The following is a 23486-nucleotide window of genomic DNA, read 5'->3' on the forward strand; positions in this document are numbered from 1 at the left end:
ATGCTTGCATAACCATAGTTACCTATTAAATACACTCTTTTTAATAAAGCAGTTTTACTGAATAATAGTGCTTTTAAGAGTGATTTTTAAAGCTTTGTTTTACTAATTTATAGTAGTAAGTACTTGTTACCTAAAGCATAGGTCTATAAATATAGAAACATAGGTAAAAATATTATTTTTTGACGTGACTTAACTGTGCAGTAAAACGGGATTATTTTATTTAAGTGGTTGTTTTTAATTGATAATAAAACCTAATACCTTTGACTTTAGTCCGTTTTTATTTAAAAATCGAAATGATATATATTTTATAGTATTAACGACACGTGAATGCTAATCATTGTTTTGTGATAAATAGCTAGATATTACCTTTGTTTTAATTTTTAGTCCCACCTCTACATTACTAATAATTAAACACGGAATAGAGTAGTTATTAACTTGCGCAATAAAAATAAAAAGCGCAAATAAAGGGATTTAAAAATGCAATTCAAACTAAAAAAAATAGCTGCCTTGTTATTCGGGGTGGGTATTAGCCTTTCTGTATTTGCCGAAGATATAGAACTATACGTAAACCATAATGTTGAAACCGACGAAAACCCTCGCGTACTTATTATTTTTGATACTTCAGGGAGTATGGGAACATACATTGATTATCCAAATGAGACACGTTTAACTGCTGCAAAAAGCGCTATGAAGCAATTAGTAGATGATAACGCGACTATTGATTTTGGGTTAATGCGTTTCAATTATTACTCTGGTGGGTATGTAATGGCTGGTTTAGGAGCTGAGCATTCCTCTGTAAAAACTCAACTACAAAATTTGCCAGCGAATGGCCATACGCCCGTTACAGAAACTTTATGGGAAGCTTACTTATACTTAACAGGCCAAAAAGTACATTATGGGTATAGCTCAACTATTTATAACCGCGATTACAAGCGTGACTTAAGTGCTGAAACTGCCACTGATTATAGCCAAAGTAGTTCTTCTTATATCTCTCCTTTTAAACAAGTAATAGGTGCCGATGAGCGCTGTGATAACTCTATTAATTTGATTTTAATGACAGATGGCGACCCCGTAAGTGATAACGAAAGCGATAGTTCTATAAAGGGTTTATACAAATCTACTTTTGGCTCAAATCCTGCTAAAACAAGTAATAGCTATCTAGCCGCTTTAGCTCAGATAATACATGGTACAAGAGATGTTGAGGTGGACTTGTACGACACCACGCCAGAAGTTGCCGATACTGGGCGAGTTTTTACTATCGGTTTTGGTAGTGGCATGAGTACAAATGGTAAAAAACTATTAGAAAAAACCGCTTTATTGGGAGGAGGCGAGTACTTACATGCAGATACATCAACTGAACTTTCTGAAGCGCTTAATAATACAATATCGAAAATACGCGAAGTTAACGATAGTTTTTCATCTCCAACGGTAGCAAGTAACAATGTTGACCAAACTCGTAGCCGAGAGTCAATTTATTTTGCGATGTTTTACCCAGAAACAGGCGCACGCTGGAGCGGGAATTTAAAAAAGCTTAAAGTGTCTGGTGCAAATATTGTAGATTCAACTGATAAAATAGCTTTAGATAATAATGGGTTGATTGATGAAAAAGCACGAACTTTTTGGCTGCCAACTAATAAGCCTGCAGACGGCAATTTAGTGGCTCAGGGGGGCGTAAATTTACTTTTATCAACCCTAGACCCTGATAGCCGTAAAATTTACATAGATAAAACGGGCAGTATTATTGATTTTACTTTTGATAAAGTACAAACCATTTTAAATTTAGCGACAAGTACAGTTACCGATCTTGCCCCTGATTTGATTCCTAATATTGGGTTAACTTTAGAGGAAGATGATATTAGCTGGGCACGAGGAGTTGATGTTGATAATGAAGATGGAGATGACTCATCAGTCGATCAGCGAATCAATATTTTTGGCGACCCTTTGCATTCAAAACCGGTATCTATAGATTACGGCGATGGAAGTATTCATATACTTGTTGGTACCAATGCCGGCTTTTTACATATGTTTGAAGACAAAGGCGATACTGTTGAAGAAAGGTGGGCTTTTACACCTGCAGCCTTATTAAAAAACATTCCGGCTTTGCGGAGTAATCTCGCAAATACAAAAGTGTATGGCATGGATGGCCCTATAAGTGTGTTCTTTAATAATAAAAGTTTAAACACTGATGGTTTAAATGATGGCGTTGTTAAAGCAAGTGAGGGCGATGAAGTTTGGGCATTTACAGGCATGCGCCGAGGCGGTAAAAATTACTACGGCCTGGATATAAGTGACCCAGATAAACCTAAAAAATTATGGAATAAGCCAATTGTTGGTGGCTCTGAAGAATTTAAATATTTAGCACAAACATGGTCTAAGCCCCAAATTGCGTATATTAAAGCGTTTGGTGAGGATCCATTGCTGATATTTGGCGCAGGCTACGATACAAACAAAGATAATGCGATTAGAACAACAGATGAAACCGGGCTAGGTATTTACATTGTTAATGCTAAAACTGGCGAAAAGGTATGGGCGCTCACTCCAGATGAACATGGTTTTACCGGTGAGCACAGTATTGCAGCGGATGTAACTACGCTTGACTCAGATTACGATGGGTATATTGACCGAATTTATGCAACCGATACTGGCGGTAATATTTGGCGTGTAGATATTCCCACCGATGATGAAGATGAGATTACTCACTTTAAACTTGCGGAGCTTGGCAGTACATTAGCGTCACAAGACAGACGTTTATTTTATAAACCGTTAGTTGCTAGAACGCTGTTTAGTAAAGTTACTAAGACCAATTATGATGGTGAAATGATCACGACTCGTTTAGACACCCCGTACGACGCAATTGTGATAGGCAGCGGAAATCGCTCAAACCCACTTGCTACTAATGAGCAAGATCAGCTTTATATGATCCGTGATGAAAACACCTTAACAAAAATATTTACTGAATTTCCAGATCCAATAGTGCCAGATGATTTAATGAAAATGAATGAAGACCCATTTGGTAACGCACTTGATGACGTTGAGAAGTTTGTTAATCTTGAAGTTAAGTTAGCTGAATTTAAAGGGTGGCGATATGAATTAGGGACAGGTGAAAAGTCCCTTGCTGCAGCTACGGTCGTTGGTGGGGTTGCTTACTTTACTTCCTTTACGCCCGCATCTTCCTCATCAACTCAAAACCAATGCTCGTTAACAGGTGGCGGTGGGTCGCTTTATGCCTTTCATTTGCATTACGGAACGAAGGTTTATGACGATGTGAAATTTGCAACAAGTAATGATGTACCAGATACACCACAACTATTTTTTGGAGAAGGACCTTCGTGTGAAGATAGTGATGCCAATGGTAAGTGCGATTGGGATGATGCAACGGATGTAACGCAAGTTAGTCAGTTTTATTTAATAGGCCCTGGGGTTAAAGGTTCTGATAAGCCGATAAAAGCTATTGAAATACTTGGGCCAAATTTAAATGTTGAAGGTGGAAAAGTTAAGCTAGTAAATGGCGCTGAACCAATTGGTTTTGGCTTTAAAACCCAACAAACATATATTTATAAACGCGAAGAAAACGATACTCAGGCACTTTAAAAAAACACAATGCAATAAACATAAGCCACCTTAGTTAGGTGGCTTTTCAATTTTAAGAGCGAATCAAAAATGCTAACGGTTTGCTTATATAATTGGTTTAGAGTTTTCGAAGGGCTCTAAACCAACCCATGTATAATACACATTCATTTACAAAATACTGCCTATCACTCAAGCCCTTTAGATTGGGTGCCTGTAGTCCATATTGGTTAATAATAGCTGGCATTTGTTATATTTAATTAACAAATGTAAGAGCTAAATATAACATCCTGTGTCACTATATAGGTACAGGGCATGTTAACTTGTTGCCATCCCCCCATAAAAATTCAATAAATTTCTGTTGTTTAAATTTATACCAACCTGCATAAATCTTTGAGTAATTTAACAAATTAAATTGCACTATAACGTCGTTAAAATTTTATTTAGAACAACTAGATACAAAAATTTTTGCCTCGTTCTAGCATAATTTTCTTAACGTTAACTAGATCCCATATATAAGCAGATTGGCATTACTTATTTTGTATTAAAGTAACTTATAACAATATGATTTTTAATAATAATTAAAGTGCAAAAAAGGAAGTCTTTGTATGTTTTTTAAAAAAAGTCAGTTAGCTATTTCATTAGCGTTTACGCTAGGCCTTGTTGGATGTGGTGGCGGTGATAAAGCGGCCGTTGTAGAGCCAGTTATAGCTAAGCCAGATCCTATAAAAGTAGACCCCGTAGAAGTTAACACTATCTCTCTTACAGGAAAGGTTATTGATGGTTATGTATCTGGTGCAATAGTATGGCTAGATATTGATGGCGATGGTACTTTTGACGAGCAATCAGAACCTTCTGTAGTCTCTGAAGAATCGGGTAATTATAGTTTTAATTTTACAGAAGAGCAGGCGCTGTGTGTGCCGTATTCAACTATGTATGTTGATGTACCAGTTGGCGCAATTGACGAGGATTTAGGGGAGGTAACACAAGCGTATCAAATGTCATTTCCACCCTCAATTGAGATTTTGACTGATGAAGATATTCGAAATATATCACCTTTAACAACCGTTATTTGGGAGCAGTTGAGCCTTCAATTACAAAAAAGTGGTAACAATAATTTAAGTTGTGATGCACTTAAAGAAAATACTGAGTTACTTGCAAACCTTCAAAGCGAAATAACAAACGTAATGCAAAACTTGGTTGCGCATTATAATTTGTCGACAGAGCAAATTTACTCAGATTTTATCGCTACTAACGACAGCGATGCTTACGACAGAGCACAAGCAATTGTTAAGGGACTAAAAGCGGCCTATAAATTCAAGCAAGAGCTAGATGCTCAGTATCCTGATGCAGAAGAAGTAAGAGCAGTGATTTACCAAGACACAGCAAAAGATGCAGAGTATGGGTTTGAAAATGCATGGTACCGCGATAAAGTTATTTTTGCAGGCGCTGAACTTATTTATGAGCAAGTAAAGCTTCAAAATACAGACGAACTCGACAAAATTGACGTTATTTTGTCTCGATTGGATTCAACAGATACGCCTTGGGGCGAAGAATCGTTAAATGGAAAATTAACAGTTAGAGACGATGTTTACATTAACGCCGATCGTACTTACCGATGCTCTAGCATTGAGAACGTTAGTTTTGAGCAAAGCAATGTGCTTTATGGCGTTACTAATACTAGCCCATCGGTTAACTTTCCAACAGCGGATGAATGCGTTAGTGCTAATTTAGATACACCGTTCGAGCGAGGTTTTAGCATTAGCTATACTGAGTCAGGATCGTTTTACCAAACTGACTTTGCCTTTAGAGAGGAAAATGCCGACTTTCAAACATTATCTGATTGGGTAAATGTTAAAGACAAAGCTACTGACTTAGAAACTCAAGATTTAGTGACCGTACTCGCTGCTATGCCCTATAAGTTTGATGACGAAACATCTATTGATGCTAGCTTTTGGCGTAAATACAAAACCACAGACAACGTACGTATTATTAAAACAATTGAAGGGAAATGGTTTAGAGATACCCGCCGAGAAGATGGAACAACGCTGTATGAATGCGGTGAAAACGGTGTTGATTGGGGGCCATGCGAATAATGTAAAAAGCACTTTAATGAATATTGACTTAGTGCCAGTCAGTTAATAACTGACTGGCATTTTTTGTTTGAAAAAGCTTACTTTTATGTGCGGTTATAACTGTATACCTGATGAACTTTATTTTTAATCTGTTTTTTACTCGGGTTTACTGTAAAATTACTGGGTTAACATTTGTTAAGTAATACTTACAATTGTTATTGCTCATTAAGTATTTAAACTAATTTAAGTAGAGCTTATGATTTTTTATATTATAGGGTTAAGTTTACTTGTTATTATTTTATGCGTTGCACTTTATGTAATTTACAGCAACGTACATAAAAGTCGGGTAAGAAAATCCAAGGAATACAACGTACTGTTTGATAAAGACACGATAGTTGATGAACTAATCACTCAACTAACAGAAAAAAATCAAACACAAGAAAACCAAGATAAAACAGCTAAAGGTAAAGAAGAAATCCTTGCAACATTTGTTGAGTTACATCGCTCTGGTAGCTTTTGCGCACATTTGAGTGAACAGGAAATTATTTACTTTGTTAAAAAGAAATTAAACATGGAGAGTAATAAAAATGGATAGCGAAAAAGCAGTCCCAGCAGTAAAAAATGACTCATTTATGAGTCGATTTGGTCGTCGTAATGTAATTATAGTGTCATCAATTATTGTTGTATTGGTAGTGATAGCAACCCTTACATCGCAAGTTGTTTCGTGGAATGAAGCAGATGAGCGTTTAGTACATCAATCGGCTTTTACAGGTAACTTAACCGTAATAAATCAAGCAGGCCCTTACTTAAAAGCGTTTGGTAGTACATCCGCTTATAAAAAAGTAATTTCGATTAACTTTACGGGCGATGCCGGTGCAACAGCAAGTGCAATTGTGCCGTTAATTCCGATTCGATTTTTAGATACCACAACAGGTGGCGCACGAGGTGTTTCTCGTTTTAGATTGCCAGGCAATGTACCAGCAGCAGAATCGGGTGCTTTACGTGGTTTACTTAAAATACACGAAGAGTTTGGTTCACAAGAAACATTAATATCTAATTTATTAATGCGTGCAACCACTGAAAATGTAAAAGCGTCGGCGCGAATGATGTCGGTAGAGCAGCATTACTCTGGTGGTAATGGTCAATTAAGCCAAGATTTTGCTGATCAATTAACCAACGGTATTTTTGTTACTGAACAAATTATTAGTACGGGTGAGCGCGATAAATCTGACGACTTAGGTAATTTAAGTAAACAGCAACGTGTCACTATTAATATTAAAATGGATGATGAAGGTAATACACTGCGTAATGCACCAATTTTAGGCGCTTACGGTATTACAGTAGTTGATGCCAGCATTATTGATATTGACTACGAAAGCAAAGTAAATGCTCGCCTTGAAGCCCAAAAGCAAGCTGCTGCTGATGAAGCGCTAGCGCGTCAAAACCTTAAAAAAGCAGAGCAACAAGCGCGTACTGAAGTGGCCTTAGGTGAACAAGCAATTGCTAAGCAACGTGCTGAATCTGAAAAGCTAAAAATAAAAGAGCAAATTGATGCTGAACGAATTAAGGCAAATGCTATTATTTCTGCGCAGCAACGAGTGGCTGTAAAAGCGGAGCTTGCAAAAGAGCAAGAAGAGATTTTAAAGCAACAACGTTTAGAAGCATTAGGTATGGACGTTTTAGCTGAGGCTCGTTTAAGAGCTAAGTCTGCTGCACTTGATCCAAAGTATGTATTTGATGAAACGCTAAAAGCAGAAGTTAAAATTCAAACCGCTTTATTTACAAGCTTAGGTAATAGCCGTTTAGTGCCTGAAATTGTAATAGGCGCAGGCCAAGGCGAGCAAAGTAATGGCTCTGAATTTATGCGTTTATTAGCCGCCGATGCTGCATTAAGTCTTAAAAAGCGTTTAGAAAAAGAGAAAAAATAAACGATTAGTTAAGTATTGCACAAACAATAAAAACGTTGGCTGATTCGCATTGGCCAGCGTTTTTTATTGCGTAAATTTTGTTATTGTATGGTGCGGCTTAGCTTGTGAAAACAAGCTTTTTAAATTATTAAATAAAAGAGTGAGCAGTACTTATGGACCCCAGTAATCAGTTTATTTTAGATTTAGGACAAGAGCATATTACCATCCAGCGACGATATGAAGCGCTGGGAGCGTTTAACGATTTTTTGATTGCTGTGTGGTTTTTAATTGGCAGTTTTTTCTTTTTAAATGACTCACTAATAGAAAGTGGCACATGGTTGTTTATAGCGGGCAGTGCTCAATTACTTATAAAACCTGTTTTGAAATTGATCAGCTTAGTACATGTTAGTCGGGTATTTCATTCAAATAAAACTTCATAAATAAAACCATAAATACGACTCATGATGAGTTCAGTTATTATGGCTAATAATTTACCAGTATAAGTTATTTAAATATCAAGGATAGAAAAGTGAAAGTACTTAAGTGGATTTCAATTGGAATAGCTACTTTACTAATTATAGGCTTACTAATTCCCGAAAAAATAATGATTCCGGTACAAGGTGCCACAAGTAAAGATTGGAACCATAACACGTTTTGGTACGAGCCTTGGGGTAGGTCGGGTGTGCACAAAGGAATTGATATTTTTGGCATAAAGAACACTCCTGTAGTTGCCTCAACAAGCGGTGTTGTTATATTTGCAGGTGAGTTAAGCCGAGGTGGTAAGGTGGTTGCGGTGCTTGGGCCTAAATGGCGCGTGCATTATTTTGCACATTTAAATAACTACTCGGTAAGTACAGGTGATGTAGTAAGCATAAACAGTCAAATTGGCTTACTGGGCGATACCGGAAATGCCGCAGGAAAACAGCCTCATGTGCATTATTCTATTTTATCGTTAGTGCCCATGCCGTGGCTTTTTACAACGCAAAACCAAGGGTGGAAAAAGATGTTTTTTTTGAGCCCACATAAAAAACTCACTGCTAAATAATAGTTTTAGCTGTTAAATCAAGATGTTTAACAGCTAAAATCCGTTAATAAGCAAGCGTGTATTTAAGTTAAAAATTAGCCTGCAACTGGGGTTTTACCCGCGCGAATATTTTTAATGCTTTTAATAAACATATAAATACAGGTAGTGATTAAACAGCCTGCTAAATAAAACACAATACCATTGGGTGCATCAGATAAATTTGCAGCAAGCATAGGACCAAATACCGAGCCAATACTGTAACTCAAAAGCATTACCTCAGTTGCCGATACTATTTTTGCCATTGGCAATGAGTCGCACGCAAGTGTTATAGCAATCGGGTAAAGTGCAAAGCTGCATGCGCCTAGCATTAAGTAGCTTACTATTAATCCTGCTAAAGTGTTTGCTTGTAGTATACCCACAGCACCGGCTGCGCCTGCTAAACAAAACATACCCATCAATAAGCTTTTTTCAAGCCGAGTAGATAAGTAACTCACAAGCGGCTGCACGACCATGCCGCCTAAAATAATAACCGCCATAAGTGTTCCAGTGTACTGAGCTTGATCAGCTTGTGCTGCAATATAAACCGGCATTAAGCCGTAAATAGGGCCCAGTAATAAGCCCGATGCTAAGCATCCGAGCATAGCTGGGTGGCTTAATGTTTTTATTTCTTTTAGTGGTAGTTTTTCAAGGTGCTGTTTTTCGGGCTGACCTTTAGTTATTAATAAAGGCGCCAAAATAGCTAAAAATAATAATGAGGCTACAAATAAATAAGGCGTTGAACCTTCGGTGCCAAGCGGCCCTATAGCAAGTTGACCTACGGCGCTGCCCCCATAAAGTGAGGTCATGTATAAACCCAAACGTTTAGCCCGCGACTTTGCTGTGTTGGTCATTAACAACCAAGACTCAACAACGACAAACACACCGGCAACAGCAACACCTGCTACAAATCGTGCAATTAACCAGTTAACGGTATTTGGTAGCGCAAGTTGTGCAAGCACACTTACTATTAATAAGCTTAAAAATAATATAAAGGCGAAGCGATGACCCATTTTTACCACAATGCGCTCTATTGTGGTGGCGCCAATAAGTAAGCCAAAGTAAAAAATGCTCGCAAGCCAAGGCGCTAGATTTTCATCAAGTTTAAATGCAGGTAACGACAGCGGAATAAGGCTCATTAAAAAGCCTGATGCAATAGCAAAAAATGACAGCCCGATAACGGGTGCTAAAGGGTTGTTAGAGGTGCTTGTGGCGGCTGATTCGGCCATGTGTGTTTATCGACTCATCAAGGTAAATAACCACTGTTTTAAAGTTTGAGAGGTTACTTTAATAATAAAATTTGCGCGAATTTAGAGCCAAATTAAAAATAAGTAAAGTGATATTTTATTAAATAATATAAATAAACTTTAAAACGATATTTTTGGTAAATTATCGGATCTATTATGCTTTTTATTGTAGTTTTTTCATGTGGATATTGTTTTATATTTGTGAGCATTTATGTCTGAATAGGTTTTTTGTAATGCAAGCAGACAGGCACATATCGCATGCTGCACGTAACTTTTTAAAGTTTGCGCAGCAGCACGTAGAGCAATATTTAAATACGCAGTGGGTGCGAAATGAATTACATAACTTAGATTTAAACTAGATTTAAATTAGGTTTAAAGTTAATTAATATCGGGTGTTGAGTCTCTTAAAATAAGCTTTGGCTGAAACACGTGCTTTACTGTTATGCCGCTTTTTTTATAAATGTCTTTAAGTACTAAGTTAGCCGCAGCTCGGCCCATTTCGGGAACTGGGTTATCTATTGTAGTAAGCGTTGGGTAGAGGTAATTGGTAAAAATTACGTTATCGAACCCAATAATGGCTAAATCTTTTGGTAGGTTAAAACCGTGTTCGCGGGCGTATTTCATAGCACCCGATGCCATTTCGTCATTGGCACATACAAGAGCAGTTATTTGCGCTTTATTTTGAATAAAATGCCTTAAGCCGTCGCTGCCACCAGTTTCTTTAAAGTCACCTACATAATATAAGTTTTCGTCAAAGGTGATGTTGTATTCTGCTAGTGCTTGTTTGTGACCTTTCAAACGATTTGACGCATCTTCTTTAAACTGCGGGCCTGCTATGTACGCAATGTTTTTATGACCTTTGTTGATCATGGCTTTAGTGGCTAAGTAGCCGCCCATTACGTTGTCGAGGCTAATGCAGTTTTCTTCAATTTCTTTAACGTAGCGGCTCATTAAGTAAATAGGGGTTTTGCCTTTACTTAACTCAATTAAGTACTCATTTGATACTGCTTCTACGTGGGCAATAATAGCGTCGCAATTACGGCCTATTAAAAACTCAAAGCCGCTTTTTTCTTTTTTCTCGTCGCTGTGCCCAGGCGTAATAATAACGTGTTTACCTGCAATACGAAGGTGCTCTTCAATGGCTGACATCATTTGACCAAAAAACGGACCATCCAACTCAGAAACTAAAATACCGACGCTGTTTGTAGTGCTAGACGCCAAAGAGCGAGCAATAGAACTTGGCTGATAGCCTAGCTCTTTCATTGCTTCTAATACCTTTTTTTTAGTTTTTTTGCTTACGTAGTCGTTGTCGTTAAGTACCCTTGAAACAGTTGATAAAGACACACCTGCCATTTCTGATACTTGATAAATTGTCGCCATTGATGTCCTAGCTTATATGTATTTTTACTCGCACTTTATAAAAAATATAAAGTGCGAAGGGTCATTAAAAGTTAATTTACACATTACTGCGTCTAATTGCTAAGTCTTCTGTTATTTTTTGCGTCATCGCTGAGGTTAGCGGATAAATAAGCATCAATGCGGCGCCTAAAAAAGCAAATGCGGCGGGTATCCAGCTCATAAGTAACTGCATACCAGGTAGGGCTTGGGTGATTGTTAGCTCATCCATACCGTTATAGCCGTAGCCTGCAAGTACCACTAATACTAATGCACCTGCAAAACCACCACCGGTTTTTTGCACAAATGTACCCGCTGAATAAATTAAGCCTGTAGCGCGGCGTTTGTTTTTCCACTCTGAATAATCGGCTGAATCACCAAGCATACTAAAAAATAATGTTGGCATCATCGCGGCAAAAAATTCAGCAGCGCAACCAAAGGTAAATACAGCAATAAGGTTATCACTAGGTACCCAGTAAAATGCAGTAGTGAGTATGCCGCTTAGCATTAATGAAGCAATAAAAAGGTTTCGTTTACCCATAATTTCGGCCAGTTTACCTGTGGCAAGTGCGCCAAATATAGATACAACCAACAAAGCAATAAAGTATTGCCCAGCCATGAGTTCATTGGCTACGTGATACTTAAAGTAGTACGCAATTACACCGTATTTTATGCCATTAAACATCATGGTTAAAAAACCAATGCCGAGTAACACCAACCAAGGTTTGTTGGTCAGAAGATCAACCATGTCGCGCTGTGATCCCGTTAAGCTTTGTTTATCTTTATTGAGTAATTTTTTAATAACGAATGTCATTGCAGCCATAACAAGGGCAAAAAATACGCCGCTGTATAAATCGCGGTAATAAAAAAACAGGGTGGTAGCAAGCAAAGGTAGGATTATAAATGGCAGGCTTTTGGTTAAATCAAACAACTCTGATTTTAAATTCCCTTCATTTGAGGCATGCGGTGTTACACGCTCTTTGGTGGTCGCAAACGTTAGAATCATTAAAATAATAAGTAAGCTGGCAAATAAGTACATAGTAAGCTGATAGCCTTTGGCGTTGTCGCCACCGCCAAAAAATGCCACTAGCTCAGGTAAAAAACCCATAACCAATAAGCCACCAGTAAACGCACCTGCAAACCTAAAACCAGAGAGCTTTGTGCGTTCTGTATCGTCTGGTGTCATTACGCCCATAAGTGCCGAGTAGGGCACGTTACTTACGGTGTAAGCAAGCGTTAAACCAATGTAAGTTACGTAAGCATAAATAAGTTTGTTTGTGGTGCTAAAGTCGGGTGTAGTAAAACACAACACCATAAACAAGCCCAAAAACGGTGCCGAATAGAGTATCCACGGGCGAAATTTACCAAAGCGCGACTGCGTTCTGTCGGCAATCATACCCATAATAATATCGGTTACGCCATCAGATAGCCTTACCACCAAAAATAACATGGCAGCGGCGGCTGCCGATATGCCAAATGTATCGGTGTAAAACACCGCTAAATAAGCAAGCGCACCGCGCCATACTAAGTTAGCACCGGCATCGCCCATGGCGTAACCGACTTTTTCGTATAAAGGGAGTTTGTTCACAGTGTGTGTTCTTATTGTTATAAGCCGATAATTTATCGGCTTGTTATGAGTTTAGTGTACGCCTTACCGCTGGCTTTAACAGTTCGTTTTTGTGTGTTGTAGTCTACGTGTACTATTCCAAAACGTTTTAAATATCCTTCAGCCCATTCAAAGTTATCCATTAGGCTCCAAGCAAAGTAGCCATCTACTTTTACACCTTGCTCAGCTGCGTTATGTAGGGCATTTAAATGCTCGTGGTAATATTCAATACGGTCGTTATCTTTGATTTCACCGTCTTTAAATTCGTCAGCCATGGCTGCACCGTTTTCGGTAATATAAATAGGCGGTAGGGTGTATTTTTCGTTTAACGATACAAGTAACTCTGTAAGTGCTTTAGGATAAATTTCCCAGCCTATATCGGTCATTGGCGCTTTATGTGGCAGCTCATGGTAAAAGTCGGTTTCGCTTGCTTGATAATGCATGCGGGTATAAAAGTTAACCCCTAAATAATCTAGTGGTTGAGCAATTATTTCCATGTCGCCATCCAAAATATCAGGGCGGTGGGCTTTAGGTAATTGCGAAATGATATCTGGGTACTTACCTTGCATTACAGGCTGCATGTACCATTGGTTTATGTAGTCATCAGCAAATGCAGTCGCTTTTAAATCTTCTTCGCATTGGGTAACTGAGTAACAAGGCGTAAAGTTAAGTACAATACCGTTTAGTGTATTTGGGCTATTTTTAGCAAGTACTTGCATAGCCAATCCGTGGCCCAGTAATAAGTGATGCGCAGCTTTACGACCAAACTCGCGACCTACAATACCCGGCGCATGTACGCCTATTTCGTAACCTAAGTAAGAGCTACAAAACGGCTCATTTAAGGTGGCGTACGAGTGTACGCGGTCACCAAATGCTTTTGTAATTAAATCTGTGTAATGCGCAAATTCGTAAGCGGTGTTACGGTTTAGCCAACCGCCTTCGTCTTCAATATGTTGTGGTAAATCCCAGTGGTACAGCGTTACAAAAGCTTTAATGTTACGGCGTTTTAATTCATCTAAAATGTCGGTATAAAACTTAACGCCTGTCGGGTTTAGGTGGCCATTTTTAGTCATTACGCGCGGCCACGAAATAGAAAGTCTGTAGGCGTCTACACCTAATGACTCAATTAAGTTTATATCGTCTTTCCAGCGAGTGTAGTGCTCGCAGGCTACATCGCCATTTGAATTATCGACTATTTTGCCTTCTTTACTGCAAAAGGTATCCCAAATACATGGCAAGCGATCAGCTGCGCCGCCTTCAATTTGAAATGAGGCCGTAGCTACACCATAGGTAAAATTTTTGGCTAAAAGGGGTGAGCCACTAGGTAAAGATAATTGTTTCATTAAGAGAAAACCTCTGCTTCTTTTTGGTAAAGGTTGCTTTGTATATAGCGTGTATTAAATCCAATATTGGAAGCGCTTCCATATTTAATTTGATTAATCACTAAGGATGGTATTTAATAACTTTAAGGAAGCGCTTCCATATTTAGGTTAGTGGCTATTGTTAAACAGGTCAATAGTTAAATTTAAATAACAAATAGGCGCTCACAAAATCACACTGACACAACACAGGGCTATAAAAATGAAAAAAAGCTTAAACACTAACAGGTTACACATGCTCCCCATTTTAATTGCAGGATTGTGCGTTTTAAGTGGGTGTAACAAACAAGAGATTAACGCAAATAATAACGAAAGCGCCGTAGTCAAAAAGGCTGAGCATGAGCAAGGTGATTTATCACTTTGGCCAACGCTTAAAAGCAAAGTAGTTAAAACGCCTGAAATTGAAAATACGATTGCACAATATTTAAAAACAATGACGCTTGAGCAAAAAGTAGCGCAGATGATCCAACCTGAAATTCGCGATATAACCGCTGCCGACATGCGCAAATATGGCTTTGGTTCGTATTTAAATGGCGGTGGCTCGTTCCCGAATGCTAATAAGCATGCAACGCCTGCCGATTGGATAACACTTGCTGAAAGTATGTATCAAGCATCGGTTGATGACTTAATTGATGGCAGTAAAATTCCAACTATGTGGGGCACTGATGCGGTACATGGTCATAATAATGTGATTGGTGCGACGTTATTTCCGCATAATATTGGTTTAGGTGCTGCTAATAACCCCGCATTAATTGAGCGAATTGCAGCAGCTACTGCAATAGAGGTAATGGCAACAGGCATAGATTGGGTATTTGCACCGACTGTTGCGGTTGTGCGCGACGACCGATGGGGCAGAACGTACGAAGGCTACTCAGAAGACCCTACAATTGTACGTGAGTATTCAGCCGCAATTGTAAACGGATTACAAGGCAGAGCCGATGAAGACTTTTTAAGTGACAAACGCGTAATTAGTACTGTTAAGCACTTTTTAGGCGATGGCGGCACAGTAGATGGTGACGATCAAGGCGATAACATTGATAGCGAAGAGGTGTTATATAACATTCATGCGCAAGGTTATATAGGTGGCTTAACCGCAGGTAGTCAGTCGGTTATGGCATCGTTTAATAGCTGGAATGGTAAAAAAAATCACGGCAATAAATACTTACTTACCGATGTATTAAAAACAAAAATGGGTTTTGATGGCTTTGTTGTAGGAGATTGGAACGGACACGGACAAGTTGCAGGCTGTACAAATGAAAGTTGCCCGCAGGCTGTTAATGCGGGGCTTGATATTTTTATGGTGCCAACGGGTGCTTGGAAACCACTTTATGAAAATACAATTAAACAAGTAAAAGCGGGTACAATAACAATGGCGCGAATAAATGACGCCGTAGCACGTATTTTACGCGTTAAATTACGTGCGGGTTTATTTGATAAACCAAGCCCCGCAAATCGAAAATATTCAGGTAAATTAAAACTAATAGGTGCGCCAGCACATCGCGATATTGCCCGCCAAGCGGTACAAGAGTCGCTAGTACTGCTTAAAAACAACAACCATTTATTACCGCTTAACCCATCAAGCAACATACTTATAGCAGGCGATGCGGCCGATAACATAGGCAAGCAATCGGGCGGTTGGAGTATTACGTGGCAGGGAACTAATAATCAAAATGCAGATTTTCCTGGGGCAACGTCTATTTATGCGGGGTTAAAAGCGCAAATAGAGGCTGCTGGCGGTAACGCTATTTTAAGCCCAACGGGTGAGTTTAATACCAAACCCGATGTAGCCATTGTTGTATTTGGTGAAGAACCATACGCAGAGGGACATGGCGATAAAGACAACCTTGAGTTTGAACGTAACAATAAACGCTCTCTTAAAATATTAAAAACATTAAAGCAGCAAGGTATTGCGGTGGTGTCGGTGTTTATATCGGGCAGACCAATGTGGGTTAACAGCGAGCTAAACGCGTCAGATGCATTTGTAGCAGCATGGCTTCCTGGCACTGAAGGGCAGGGTATTGCTGATGTTTTACTAGCGGATGCAAGTGGGCAGGTACAATACGACTTTAAAGGTAAGTTGTCTTTCTCGTGGCCTAAATCGCCACTTCAAACCGCAGTAAATAAGGGCGATGCTGATTACTCGCCATTATTACCCTACGGCTTTGGCTTAACGTATAAAGATGAAAGTACGCTTGCCAATAATCTAAATGAAGACTCAGGTGTTGATGTTAGTAACCTTGCGCCGTTATCTATATTTAATGGCAGCTTTAAAACACCGTGGCGTTTGTTTTTAAATTCAAACAGCGAGCAGCACCAAGTAGCAAGTAACAGTGTAAAGCTTGGCGGCATTACTTATCGCACTGAAGACAAAGCGATTCAAGAAGATGCGATGCAATTTAATTTTGATGGCACTGCACCCAGCTATATCGAAATTAATAGCAACTTTACCGAAGACAAAGTGGCCTACATTGAAGCAAATTCGGCCCTTAGCTTTAGCTATAAAGTAAACCAAATACCTAGCTCGCAAACATACCTTGCAATGAAATGCGAACAAGGCTGTGGTGGCGAGCTTGATATTACCCGTGATCTTGAAAATGCTGATTTAAATACATGGCAAACCATGAGCATAGATTTAACGTGTTTTGCTAAAAAGGGTGTTGATTTTGCCAGAGTAACCAGCCCTTTTATTATTAAAACGGCAGGCGAGCTTAACGTTTCAGTTGCAGATATTAGCTTTGAACCACAAGGCGCTAAAAGCGCCGTGGTTAAGTGTGAGTAATAAAACGTAAAAGTTGTTGTGTGTAACCAAAACCCTGAGGGCATGTTGATCTTTGTGGATTGAAATTTGTTCAATCTAGGGGCAATTTAATCGCGGCGAGAGGTTTGTAACCTAGTGGGCTAAGTAAAAACCGAGCAACAAAGAGTAAATTACCCCTAGGCAGAACCCTACGGGCAGCGCATGTTTGGCATTTATGCTACGTTATCGCCTATTTGTGGGGAATAACTACACTACATAGGCTCTGCCTTGCCTAAAAACCAAACATACTGCTGCGAATTCAACCACCAAAGAACAACACGCCCTAATAAGGGTTTTTTATGCTGGGCAATACTGCTTTAAAAACTCATGATGAGGCGGTAATTGGCTTACGCGTTGCTCTATTTGTTGCTTAATACCGTGTAAAAAACGGGTGAGTTCTTCATCGCTCATCATGCTGGCTATTAAATGATGTTGATTAGGCTCAATACCCTGACCAAGCATAACTTGCACCCACGAGTCGACTCTAAAAATGTCGCCATCGTCTAAAAATACACGGCCGGTTTGTTTAAATAAATCAATTTTATGTTGAAGTGTTTTTGGCACCTCCATGGCGCTACAGTGTTGCCAAAACTCACTGTCATCGCGATTAGTTACTTTGTAGTGCAGCACAATAAAGTCGCGAATATTTTCTATTTCACTTTTAAGCTGTTTGTTGTATTCGTCAATGGCATGATTGGTAATGCCATTAAACGGAAATAAACGCATAAAGCGAATAATACCCGACATAATTAAGTGAATGCTGGTGGACTCAAGTGGCTCAACAAATCCGCTAGCAAGGCCAAGCGCTAGGCAGTTTTTGTTCCAGCCTTTTAAGCGCCGCCCTGTTTTAAATTTAATAATACGTGGCTCTGTAATAGCCTCACCTTCAATGTTATTTAATAGTAGCGCTTTGGCTTGTTCGTCATCCATATATTGGCTGCAATAAACTAATCCGTTACCTACACGGTTTTGCAGCGGTATACGCCATTGCCAGCCGCTTTTGTGGGCAATAGAGCGGGTAAGTGGCAATACGGTATCGCTGGTAGATTTTGTTTGCACGGCAATGGCGCTGTTACACGGTAATAAGTGCGACCAGTCTTCGTAGCCAGTATGCAATGCTTGCTCTATTAATAAGCCTCTAAAGCCTGTGCAATCAATAAAAAAGTCGCCATTAATATACTCGCCACTATTTAAAGTTAATGACTCTATATGGCCTGTTTTAGTGTTTTTTACTACTTTTTGTATTTTGCCTTCAATACGTTTTACACCTAACGGCTCTGAAAATTCACGTAAAAACTGCGCGTAACGCGTGGCATCCATATGGTATGCATAGTTAATGGGGTTTTGCTGATTAAACGCAAATTTACCGGCTTTAGCCGCTTGCAGCTCGTAGCAGTAATCGTCAAATGGGTTGTTTATTCCAAGTGCTTTACCTTGCAGCCAAAAGTGATGAAATTCACCCGCCCAACATTCTTTGCCTGTTGCGCCAAATGAGTGAATATAATGCGTGTTTTCATCGCCCCAGTTTTCAAAGCTAATACCGAGTTTAAAACTGGCTTGAGTGGCTTTCATAAATGCTTGCTCGTTTATACCCAGCAATTTATGAAATGTACGAATAGGCGGAATTGTTGCTTCGCCAACGCCCACAGTGCCAATATCGTCAGATTCAACAAGGGTTATGTTTATATTGTTGCCAACTAATTTAGCAAGTGCTGCTGCAGCCATCCAACCTGCAGTGCCGCCCCCAGCAATTACTACGTTTTTAACAGCGTTTGTTTTAGTCATTATGTGGCTGCCCATTATTTGATAAAAGATGATTTAAAAGCGCGCGATTACTTGGCAGTCCATTTAAGTACTGCGCTATTTTTTCGCGGTTTTGCTGATAATAGTAATCCCCAGCACGTGGGTCGTTAAATGTATTTTGTGCAGATACAGTTTGCGTATTAAAGCCCATGCCATATAAAACGTATTGGTAACTGCTTGATGAAAACATTTCTTCGTTTTCAATAAAATCAAAGCGGCTAGGGGGTTGAAATTGCCAAAGTTTAAGTAAGTTTTGCAGGCGCTCGGGTGCGGTATTTAAATTACTAATATCTTGCCAATAGGGAGTGTCGTCGCGCTCGCTTAGTACATAATGAAGTTTTAAAAATTCAATAACGCGCTGCCAACGAGTGCTAAAGCGGCTGTTAAAACGACTTGCAAGCTGGCTCATGTGGGTGCGGTTTTGTGGTAGTTGCTCGCTTATCATGCTAATTGAAAGTTCAACCATAGCAAGAGCTGACGCTTCAAGCGGCTCTAAAAAGCCAGCTGACATACCCACGGCAACACAGTTTTTAATCCAAAATTGTTCCCTGTAACCAGGGCTGAATTTTAATACACGGTAGGTAAGTTGCTCAGCTTGTTGCTCACTGGTGCTTTTGGCTATGTAGCTTTTTAGTGTATTTGTTGCGCTTTCATCGCTTTGATATTTACTACTAAATACATAACCTGTACCACGGCGTGTTGGCAGGGCTATATCCCAAATCCAGCCGTTACTTTGCGCTGTAGATAGTGTAGCAGAGGCAATTGGTTGATTGATGTGTGCATTAGGTATTTGCGCCGCAACAGCGCTGTTATTAAATAAAATATGATCTTGCGCTATAAACTCACTATTAAAATGCTCACCAATTAAACGAGCACGAGAGCCTGAGCAATCTATAAATAAATCACCTGTTATATTGCCATTATTATTTGTTTTTAATGAAGTAATATAGCCATGTTCGTCGTTAATAACCTCGGTTACATCGTCAATAATATGTGTAACGTTTAGATTTTTAACACAGTGATTTTTTAAAAACTCTGCAAATTTACCCGCATCTAAATGATAGCCATAGTTGGTGGCCGCTGCATATTCGGGTGTTTGTAATTGTTTTGGTGCAAGTGCTGCTTGGCATACAAAGCTTTGCATATTAACAACGTCGGCAAATTTTTGATCAGGTGCAATGCGTTGCCAGCTGGCGTGTAAATTAGTGTGCTCGTAGCCTTGTGGATTCATAAAAGGGTGGTAGTAGTTTTCTCCCTCGCTGAGGTTGCGCCAATTTATAAATTTAGAACCTTGCTTAAATGACGCGTCGCACTGGGTTATAAAATCAATTTCTTTAATGCCAATGCGCTGCAGCGTGTTACGCATTGACGGCCATGTGCCTTCGCCGACGCCCAATATAGGCACATTTTCCGACTCCACTAACGTTACATTAAGGTGCGGGTGTTCGGCAGCTAATAAGCCTGCGCTTAGCCAACCGGCAGTGCCACCGCCTAAAACGACTATTTTTGTTATTGGTTTGGTCATGAGTTAACAGCCTAAAGTTGATAACAATTAAACTAGCATTAATACTGTTTTAAATACAAAAAAGCCGCTAGTAAAAACTAACGGCTTTACTTTGTATTACCTTTAGAAGTTGTAACGCATACCAATATTGTAACGTGCACCTAGCTGTTGTAGGTTCCACAATTGTACTGACGTACGGCCATGTTCGCGGCTGTTTTGTTCAGTAATGTTAAGGCCTTCAACAAAAAACGATAGTTGTTCGCTGTAGTTGTACGCAACATTAAAGTCGATTTGATAATATTCTTCAGTAAAGCCTGGCTCGTTTACGTATCGAGCTGCGCTATTTAAAAACTTATCACGCCAGTTGTAAGCAATACGTGCTTGAAAATCATCGTTTTCGTACATTGCAATAAAGTTAGCTGTATCGCTTAAACCCACTAGTGCAAATTGTGTTGTAGTAGGGTCAGCGTTTACATCAAAGTCTATGTCGCCATTAACAGTGGTGTAGTTTGCTTGCACACCAAAACCGCTTTCACCAAAAAAGTGCTGAAAGGCAATTTCAAAACCATCAATAGTAGCATTTTTATTGTTGGTAGGTACTTGCGCTGTAAATTCTAGTAATGGGTCGTCGCTGTTAGCAATTACATCGTAAGCGGCTTCAAACTCTTCGTAGGTCATAGAGTCAAAATCAACGCCATTTTCTGTTGCGGCAACCATTTGAAATAAGTTTGAATCGGTTAGAGCAAGTCCGCGAGATTCTAGCTCAGCAATGGCAGCTTGAGCGCGAGGACCCGCTGTTGCATCGCGTAATCCGTAGTAGTTTTGCGTCATTGGTGTTAAACCAATAAAGTTTTCGATGTCTTTAGTGTAATAACCTACCGACACATAACTTGTTTCTGCAAAGTACCACTCAGCCGATACATCAATGTTATCTGACTCAAGCGGCACTAAACCAGGGTTACCCGTTGACGCAGTAGCCGGTGAAGAACCCGCTAAAAGAGTAGGGGCGCCCGGTACACCAACAGTCGCTGCTGAACTTAAGTTATCGTAAGTTGGGCGAGCAATTGTTGTGCTATAAGAAAAACGCGCTTTTACGTTTTCAATTACTTCTATGTCAAAGTCAAAGCTTGGTAAAAAGTGATCGTAGCTAGATTTAAGCGTGAAATCTTCTTTAGCTGAGCCAAAACGAACATTAAAGTCGTTATTACCTTCCCACGCTACTGCGTTAGGTAAATCGATATTAGCCGTTGAGGTAATGTCGGTAGACTCTTGGCGCGCGCCAATAACAATGTTGTATGGCATATCGCCAATGTAACCATTGTAAGTAAATTGCACAAACGCAGCGGTTATGTCTTCTTCAATGGTGCGGTTTGTTGCAAATGCGCCATCGGCTGCAAAGTTAAAACCGTATTCTTCACCTGCCCAGTAACCAATTTGAGATGCGCTGCCAGTATAACCTTGGTTGAACGAGCCCGATGTATCGTAGTCGTCAAACTCAGCTAAAAAGTTTGTTGGGTTTAGGTAGCCATCAGGTAGTTCGCCTGGGTTTTCTATACCCCAGTTACCCATTGTATTACGTGTAAGTGATTGCAGTGAATGGCTTTCCATAGAGCGAGACTCTATACCAAAGTCAATTGCCCCGTTTTCAATTTCGTATTTACCATGGATTCTAAATTCTGTGATTTCAGATTCTTGGCGAGCAAAGTTAGAATCTAAAATAGACGTACCCACATCAGAGGCATCTAATGTGTTATTACAATTTAGGTTGTCTCGGCGGCAATCATCAAAATCGATACTCATTGATGGAAGCTCGCGGCTAAAATCAACTTCTTGTGCGTTAACTACGTTTGCGCCTAAGCCTGCGTTTACCCAGCTGCCGTAAGGTGCATCTGGTTTGCTAGTGGCTTTTGAATTGTGCGCATCAAACATAAAGCTTAATTCTGAGTTGAAATAGTACTCAACGTTTAAACCAATAGAATCGTTTTGGTTAACTTGGTTTAGCTCTTGAAACGCTAAACCTAAATCGCGTGTTTGCTGATCGCGACGTTCTTCTCGGTAATAAATAGGGGTTTTTACCGTGTTGTCGTCAAATGTTAGCGCGCTTTTGTAGTTATCCATCCAAATTGATTGCTCAGCACGGGCTTCGAATAAATCTTGCTTAGAATATGTGTAATCAAGCGTGGCTGTTAAATCGTCAATAGGGCTGTATTGCAGCGTTAATTGCGCGTTTGTACGAGTACGTTCTCTGTCGGCAATGGTGTAGCGCAAATCTGATGGCATTGAATAAAGCTGGCCAACGGCGGGTGCATTAGTTAAAACAATATCGTCTGCAGCTTGTGGGATTGTGCCGTCAAAAGCTGATGTATTCCATTGATTTACAAACGCACCTGTTGATGAGCTATCGCGTTGTTGCATGCTTGCAGTTAACGAGGCACCAAATTTAGCTTCACTGTCGGTCCAGCTAATTAAGCCCGAAAGCTCAGGTGTTATGTCATCACCAACGCGGTTTGTTGAGTCGTGTAAAGCTTTTACGCCAATGCTTGAAACAAAGCCTGGGTTATCAAGTGGGCGAGCGGTATTAATATTAATTGTTGCGCCAATACCACCTGATGCAATGCTTGCTTTACCAGTTTTATATACTTCAACCGATTTAACGCTATCAGACGCTAAGTTTGCAAAATCAAATGCACGAGAGCTGGGTGTACCACCGCCTGCAGGCAAAGATGCCGCCGGCATTGTACGCCCGTTTAGGGTTACCATATTGTAGTCGGGGCCAAAACCACGAACCGTTACTTTAGAGCCTTCACCATTTGAGCGATCAATCGACACACCCGTAATACGCTGTAGCGACTCGGCTAAGTTGGTATCTGGGAATTTACCAATATCTTCAGCTGATATAGCATCTACAACACCGGCGGCGTCGCGTTTTAAACGAGTCGACTCTTTAATACTGCTTTTAAAACCAGTAACTTGGATTACTTCAACATCTGTATTTGCTTCTTGTGCATATACAGGCAAAGAGATTGATGCACCTAAAATCAGAGATAGGCTGGTCGCTATCTTTGTTTTTCTTACAATATGGTTGGACATTCGGTTTCCCTCGCGCTTTTATCATTATTATTAACAGCTTGTATGGGGCTGTTATT

14 protein-coding genes and 1 pseudogene are annotated in these 23486 nt (G+C 39.7%); 8 read left to right on the forward strand and 7 right to left on the reverse strand.

What is annotated here, in order from left to right; translation table 11 throughout:
* Positions 1 to 477: 477 nt before the first annotated feature.
* From H5089_RS04760 to H5089_RS04785, 6 genes are all read left to right on the forward strand, one after another.
* A complete protein-coding gene (locus tag H5089_RS04760) occupies positions 478 to 3591 on the forward strand; it encodes a pilus assembly protein (RefSeq protein WP_182711599.1) in 3114 nt (1037 codons plus the stop codon).
* A 584-nt stretch (positions 3592 to 4175) separates the two neighbouring features.
* Positions 4176 to 5663: a hypothetical protein gene (locus H5089_RS04765; RefSeq protein WP_182711600.1), complete on the forward strand. Its 1488-nt coding sequence runs from the start codon at positions 4176 to 4178 to the stop codon at positions 5661 to 5663.
* A 235-nt stretch (positions 5664 to 5898) separates the two neighbouring features.
* Positions 5899 to 6237 (forward strand): hypothetical protein, encoded by a 339-nt coding sequence (locus H5089_RS04770; protein WP_024595217.1) that lies wholly within the window; start codon positions 5899 to 5901, stop codon positions 6235 to 6237.
* Positions 6230 to 7570: an SPFH domain-containing protein gene (locus H5089_RS04775; RefSeq protein ID WP_182711601.1), complete on the forward strand. Its 1341-nt coding sequence runs from the start codon at positions 6230 to 6232 to the stop codon at positions 7568 to 7570. The genes H5089_RS04770 and H5089_RS04775 overlap by 8 nt, the downstream gene beginning before the upstream one ends.
* Before the next feature lie 152 nt (positions 7571 to 7722).
* Positions 7723 to 7989 (forward strand): YrhK family protein, encoded by a 267-nt coding sequence (locus H5089_RS04780; RefSeq protein ID WP_002961829.1) that lies wholly within the window; start codon positions 7723 to 7725, stop codon positions 7987 to 7989.
* A gap of 89 nt (positions 7990 to 8078) precedes the next feature.
* Positions 8079 to 8594: a M23 family metallopeptidase gene (locus H5089_RS04785; RefSeq protein WP_182711602.1), complete on the forward strand. Its 516-nt coding sequence runs from the start codon at positions 8079 to 8081 to the stop codon at positions 8592 to 8594.
* Positions 8595 to 8668: 74 nt separating this feature from the next.
* Here H5089_RS04785 and H5089_RS04790 read toward each other — a convergent pair whose 3' ends face one another.
* A complete protein-coding gene (locus H5089_RS04790; protein WP_182711603.1) occupies positions 8669 to 9838 on the reverse strand; it encodes an MFS transporter in 1170 nt (389 codons plus the stop codon).
* Between the two features lie 242 nt (positions 9839 to 10080).
* On the opposite strand from H5089_RS04790, the pseudogene H5089_RS04795 reads away from it, so the two are divergent.
* Positions 10081 to 10215 (forward strand): annotated as a pseudogene (locus tag H5089_RS04795) (LysR family transcriptional regulator); the annotation flags it as partial.
* Positions 10216 to 10234: 19 nt separating this feature from the next.
* On the opposite strand, the gene H5089_RS04800 reads toward H5089_RS04795, so the two are convergent.
* From H5089_RS04800 to H5089_RS04810, 3 genes are all read right to left on the reverse strand, one after another.
* Entirely contained in the window at positions 10235 to 11236 is a 1002-nt protein-coding gene (locus tag H5089_RS04800) for a LacI family DNA-binding transcriptional regulator (RefSeq protein ID WP_024594396.1), read from the reverse strand.
* 76 nt (positions 11237 to 11312) lie between these two features.
* The gene (locus H5089_RS04805) at positions 11313 to 12839 is read right to left on the reverse strand and encodes an MFS transporter (RefSeq protein ID WP_182711604.1); all 1527 of its coding nucleotides are present in this window, start codon (positions 12837 to 12839) and stop codon (positions 11313 to 11315) included.
* Positions 12840 to 12871: 32 nt separating this feature from the next.
* Positions 12872 to 14200, reverse strand: a complete 1329-nt coding sequence (locus tag H5089_RS04810) for a GH1 family beta-glucosidase (RefSeq protein ID WP_182711605.1) — start codon at positions 14198 to 14200, stop codon at positions 12872 to 12874.
* A gap of 238 nt (positions 14201 to 14438) precedes the next feature.
* Here H5089_RS04810 and H5089_RS04815 point away from each other — a divergent pair, with 238 nt between their 5' ends.
* On the forward strand, positions 14439 to 17015 hold the full coding sequence (locus H5089_RS04815) for an exo 1,3/1,4-beta-D-glucan glucohydrolase (protein WP_182711606.1): 2577 nt from the start codon (positions 14439 to 14441) through the stop codon (positions 17013 to 17015).
* Between the two features lie 315 nt (positions 17016 to 17330).
* Here H5089_RS04815 and H5089_RS04820 read toward each other — a convergent pair whose 3' ends face one another.
* The 3 genes from H5089_RS04820 to H5089_RS04830 form a co-directional block, all read right to left on the reverse strand.
* Positions 17331 to 18818: a tryptophan halogenase family protein gene (locus H5089_RS04820; protein ID WP_182711607.1), complete on the reverse strand. Its 1488-nt coding sequence runs from the start codon at positions 18816 to 18818 to the stop codon at positions 17331 to 17333.
* A complete protein-coding gene (locus H5089_RS04825) occupies positions 18811 to 20361 on the reverse strand; it encodes a tryptophan halogenase family protein (RefSeq protein WP_182711608.1) in 1551 nt (516 codons plus the stop codon). The genes H5089_RS04820 and H5089_RS04825 overlap by 8 nt, the downstream gene beginning before the upstream one ends.
* A 102-nt stretch (positions 20362 to 20463) precedes the next feature.
* Positions 20464 to 23430 (reverse strand): TonB-dependent receptor, encoded by a 2967-nt coding sequence (locus tag H5089_RS04830; RefSeq protein WP_149602463.1) that lies wholly within the window; start codon positions 23428 to 23430, stop codon positions 20464 to 20466.
* Positions 23431 to 23486: the final 56 nt, after the last annotated feature.

The sequence above is a fragment of the Pseudoalteromonas sp. SR45-1 genome, from assembly GCF_014163655.1.
GTDB classification, from domain to species: Bacteria; Pseudomonadota; Gammaproteobacteria; order Enterobacterales; family Alteromonadaceae; genus Pseudoalteromonas; species Pseudoalteromonas distincta.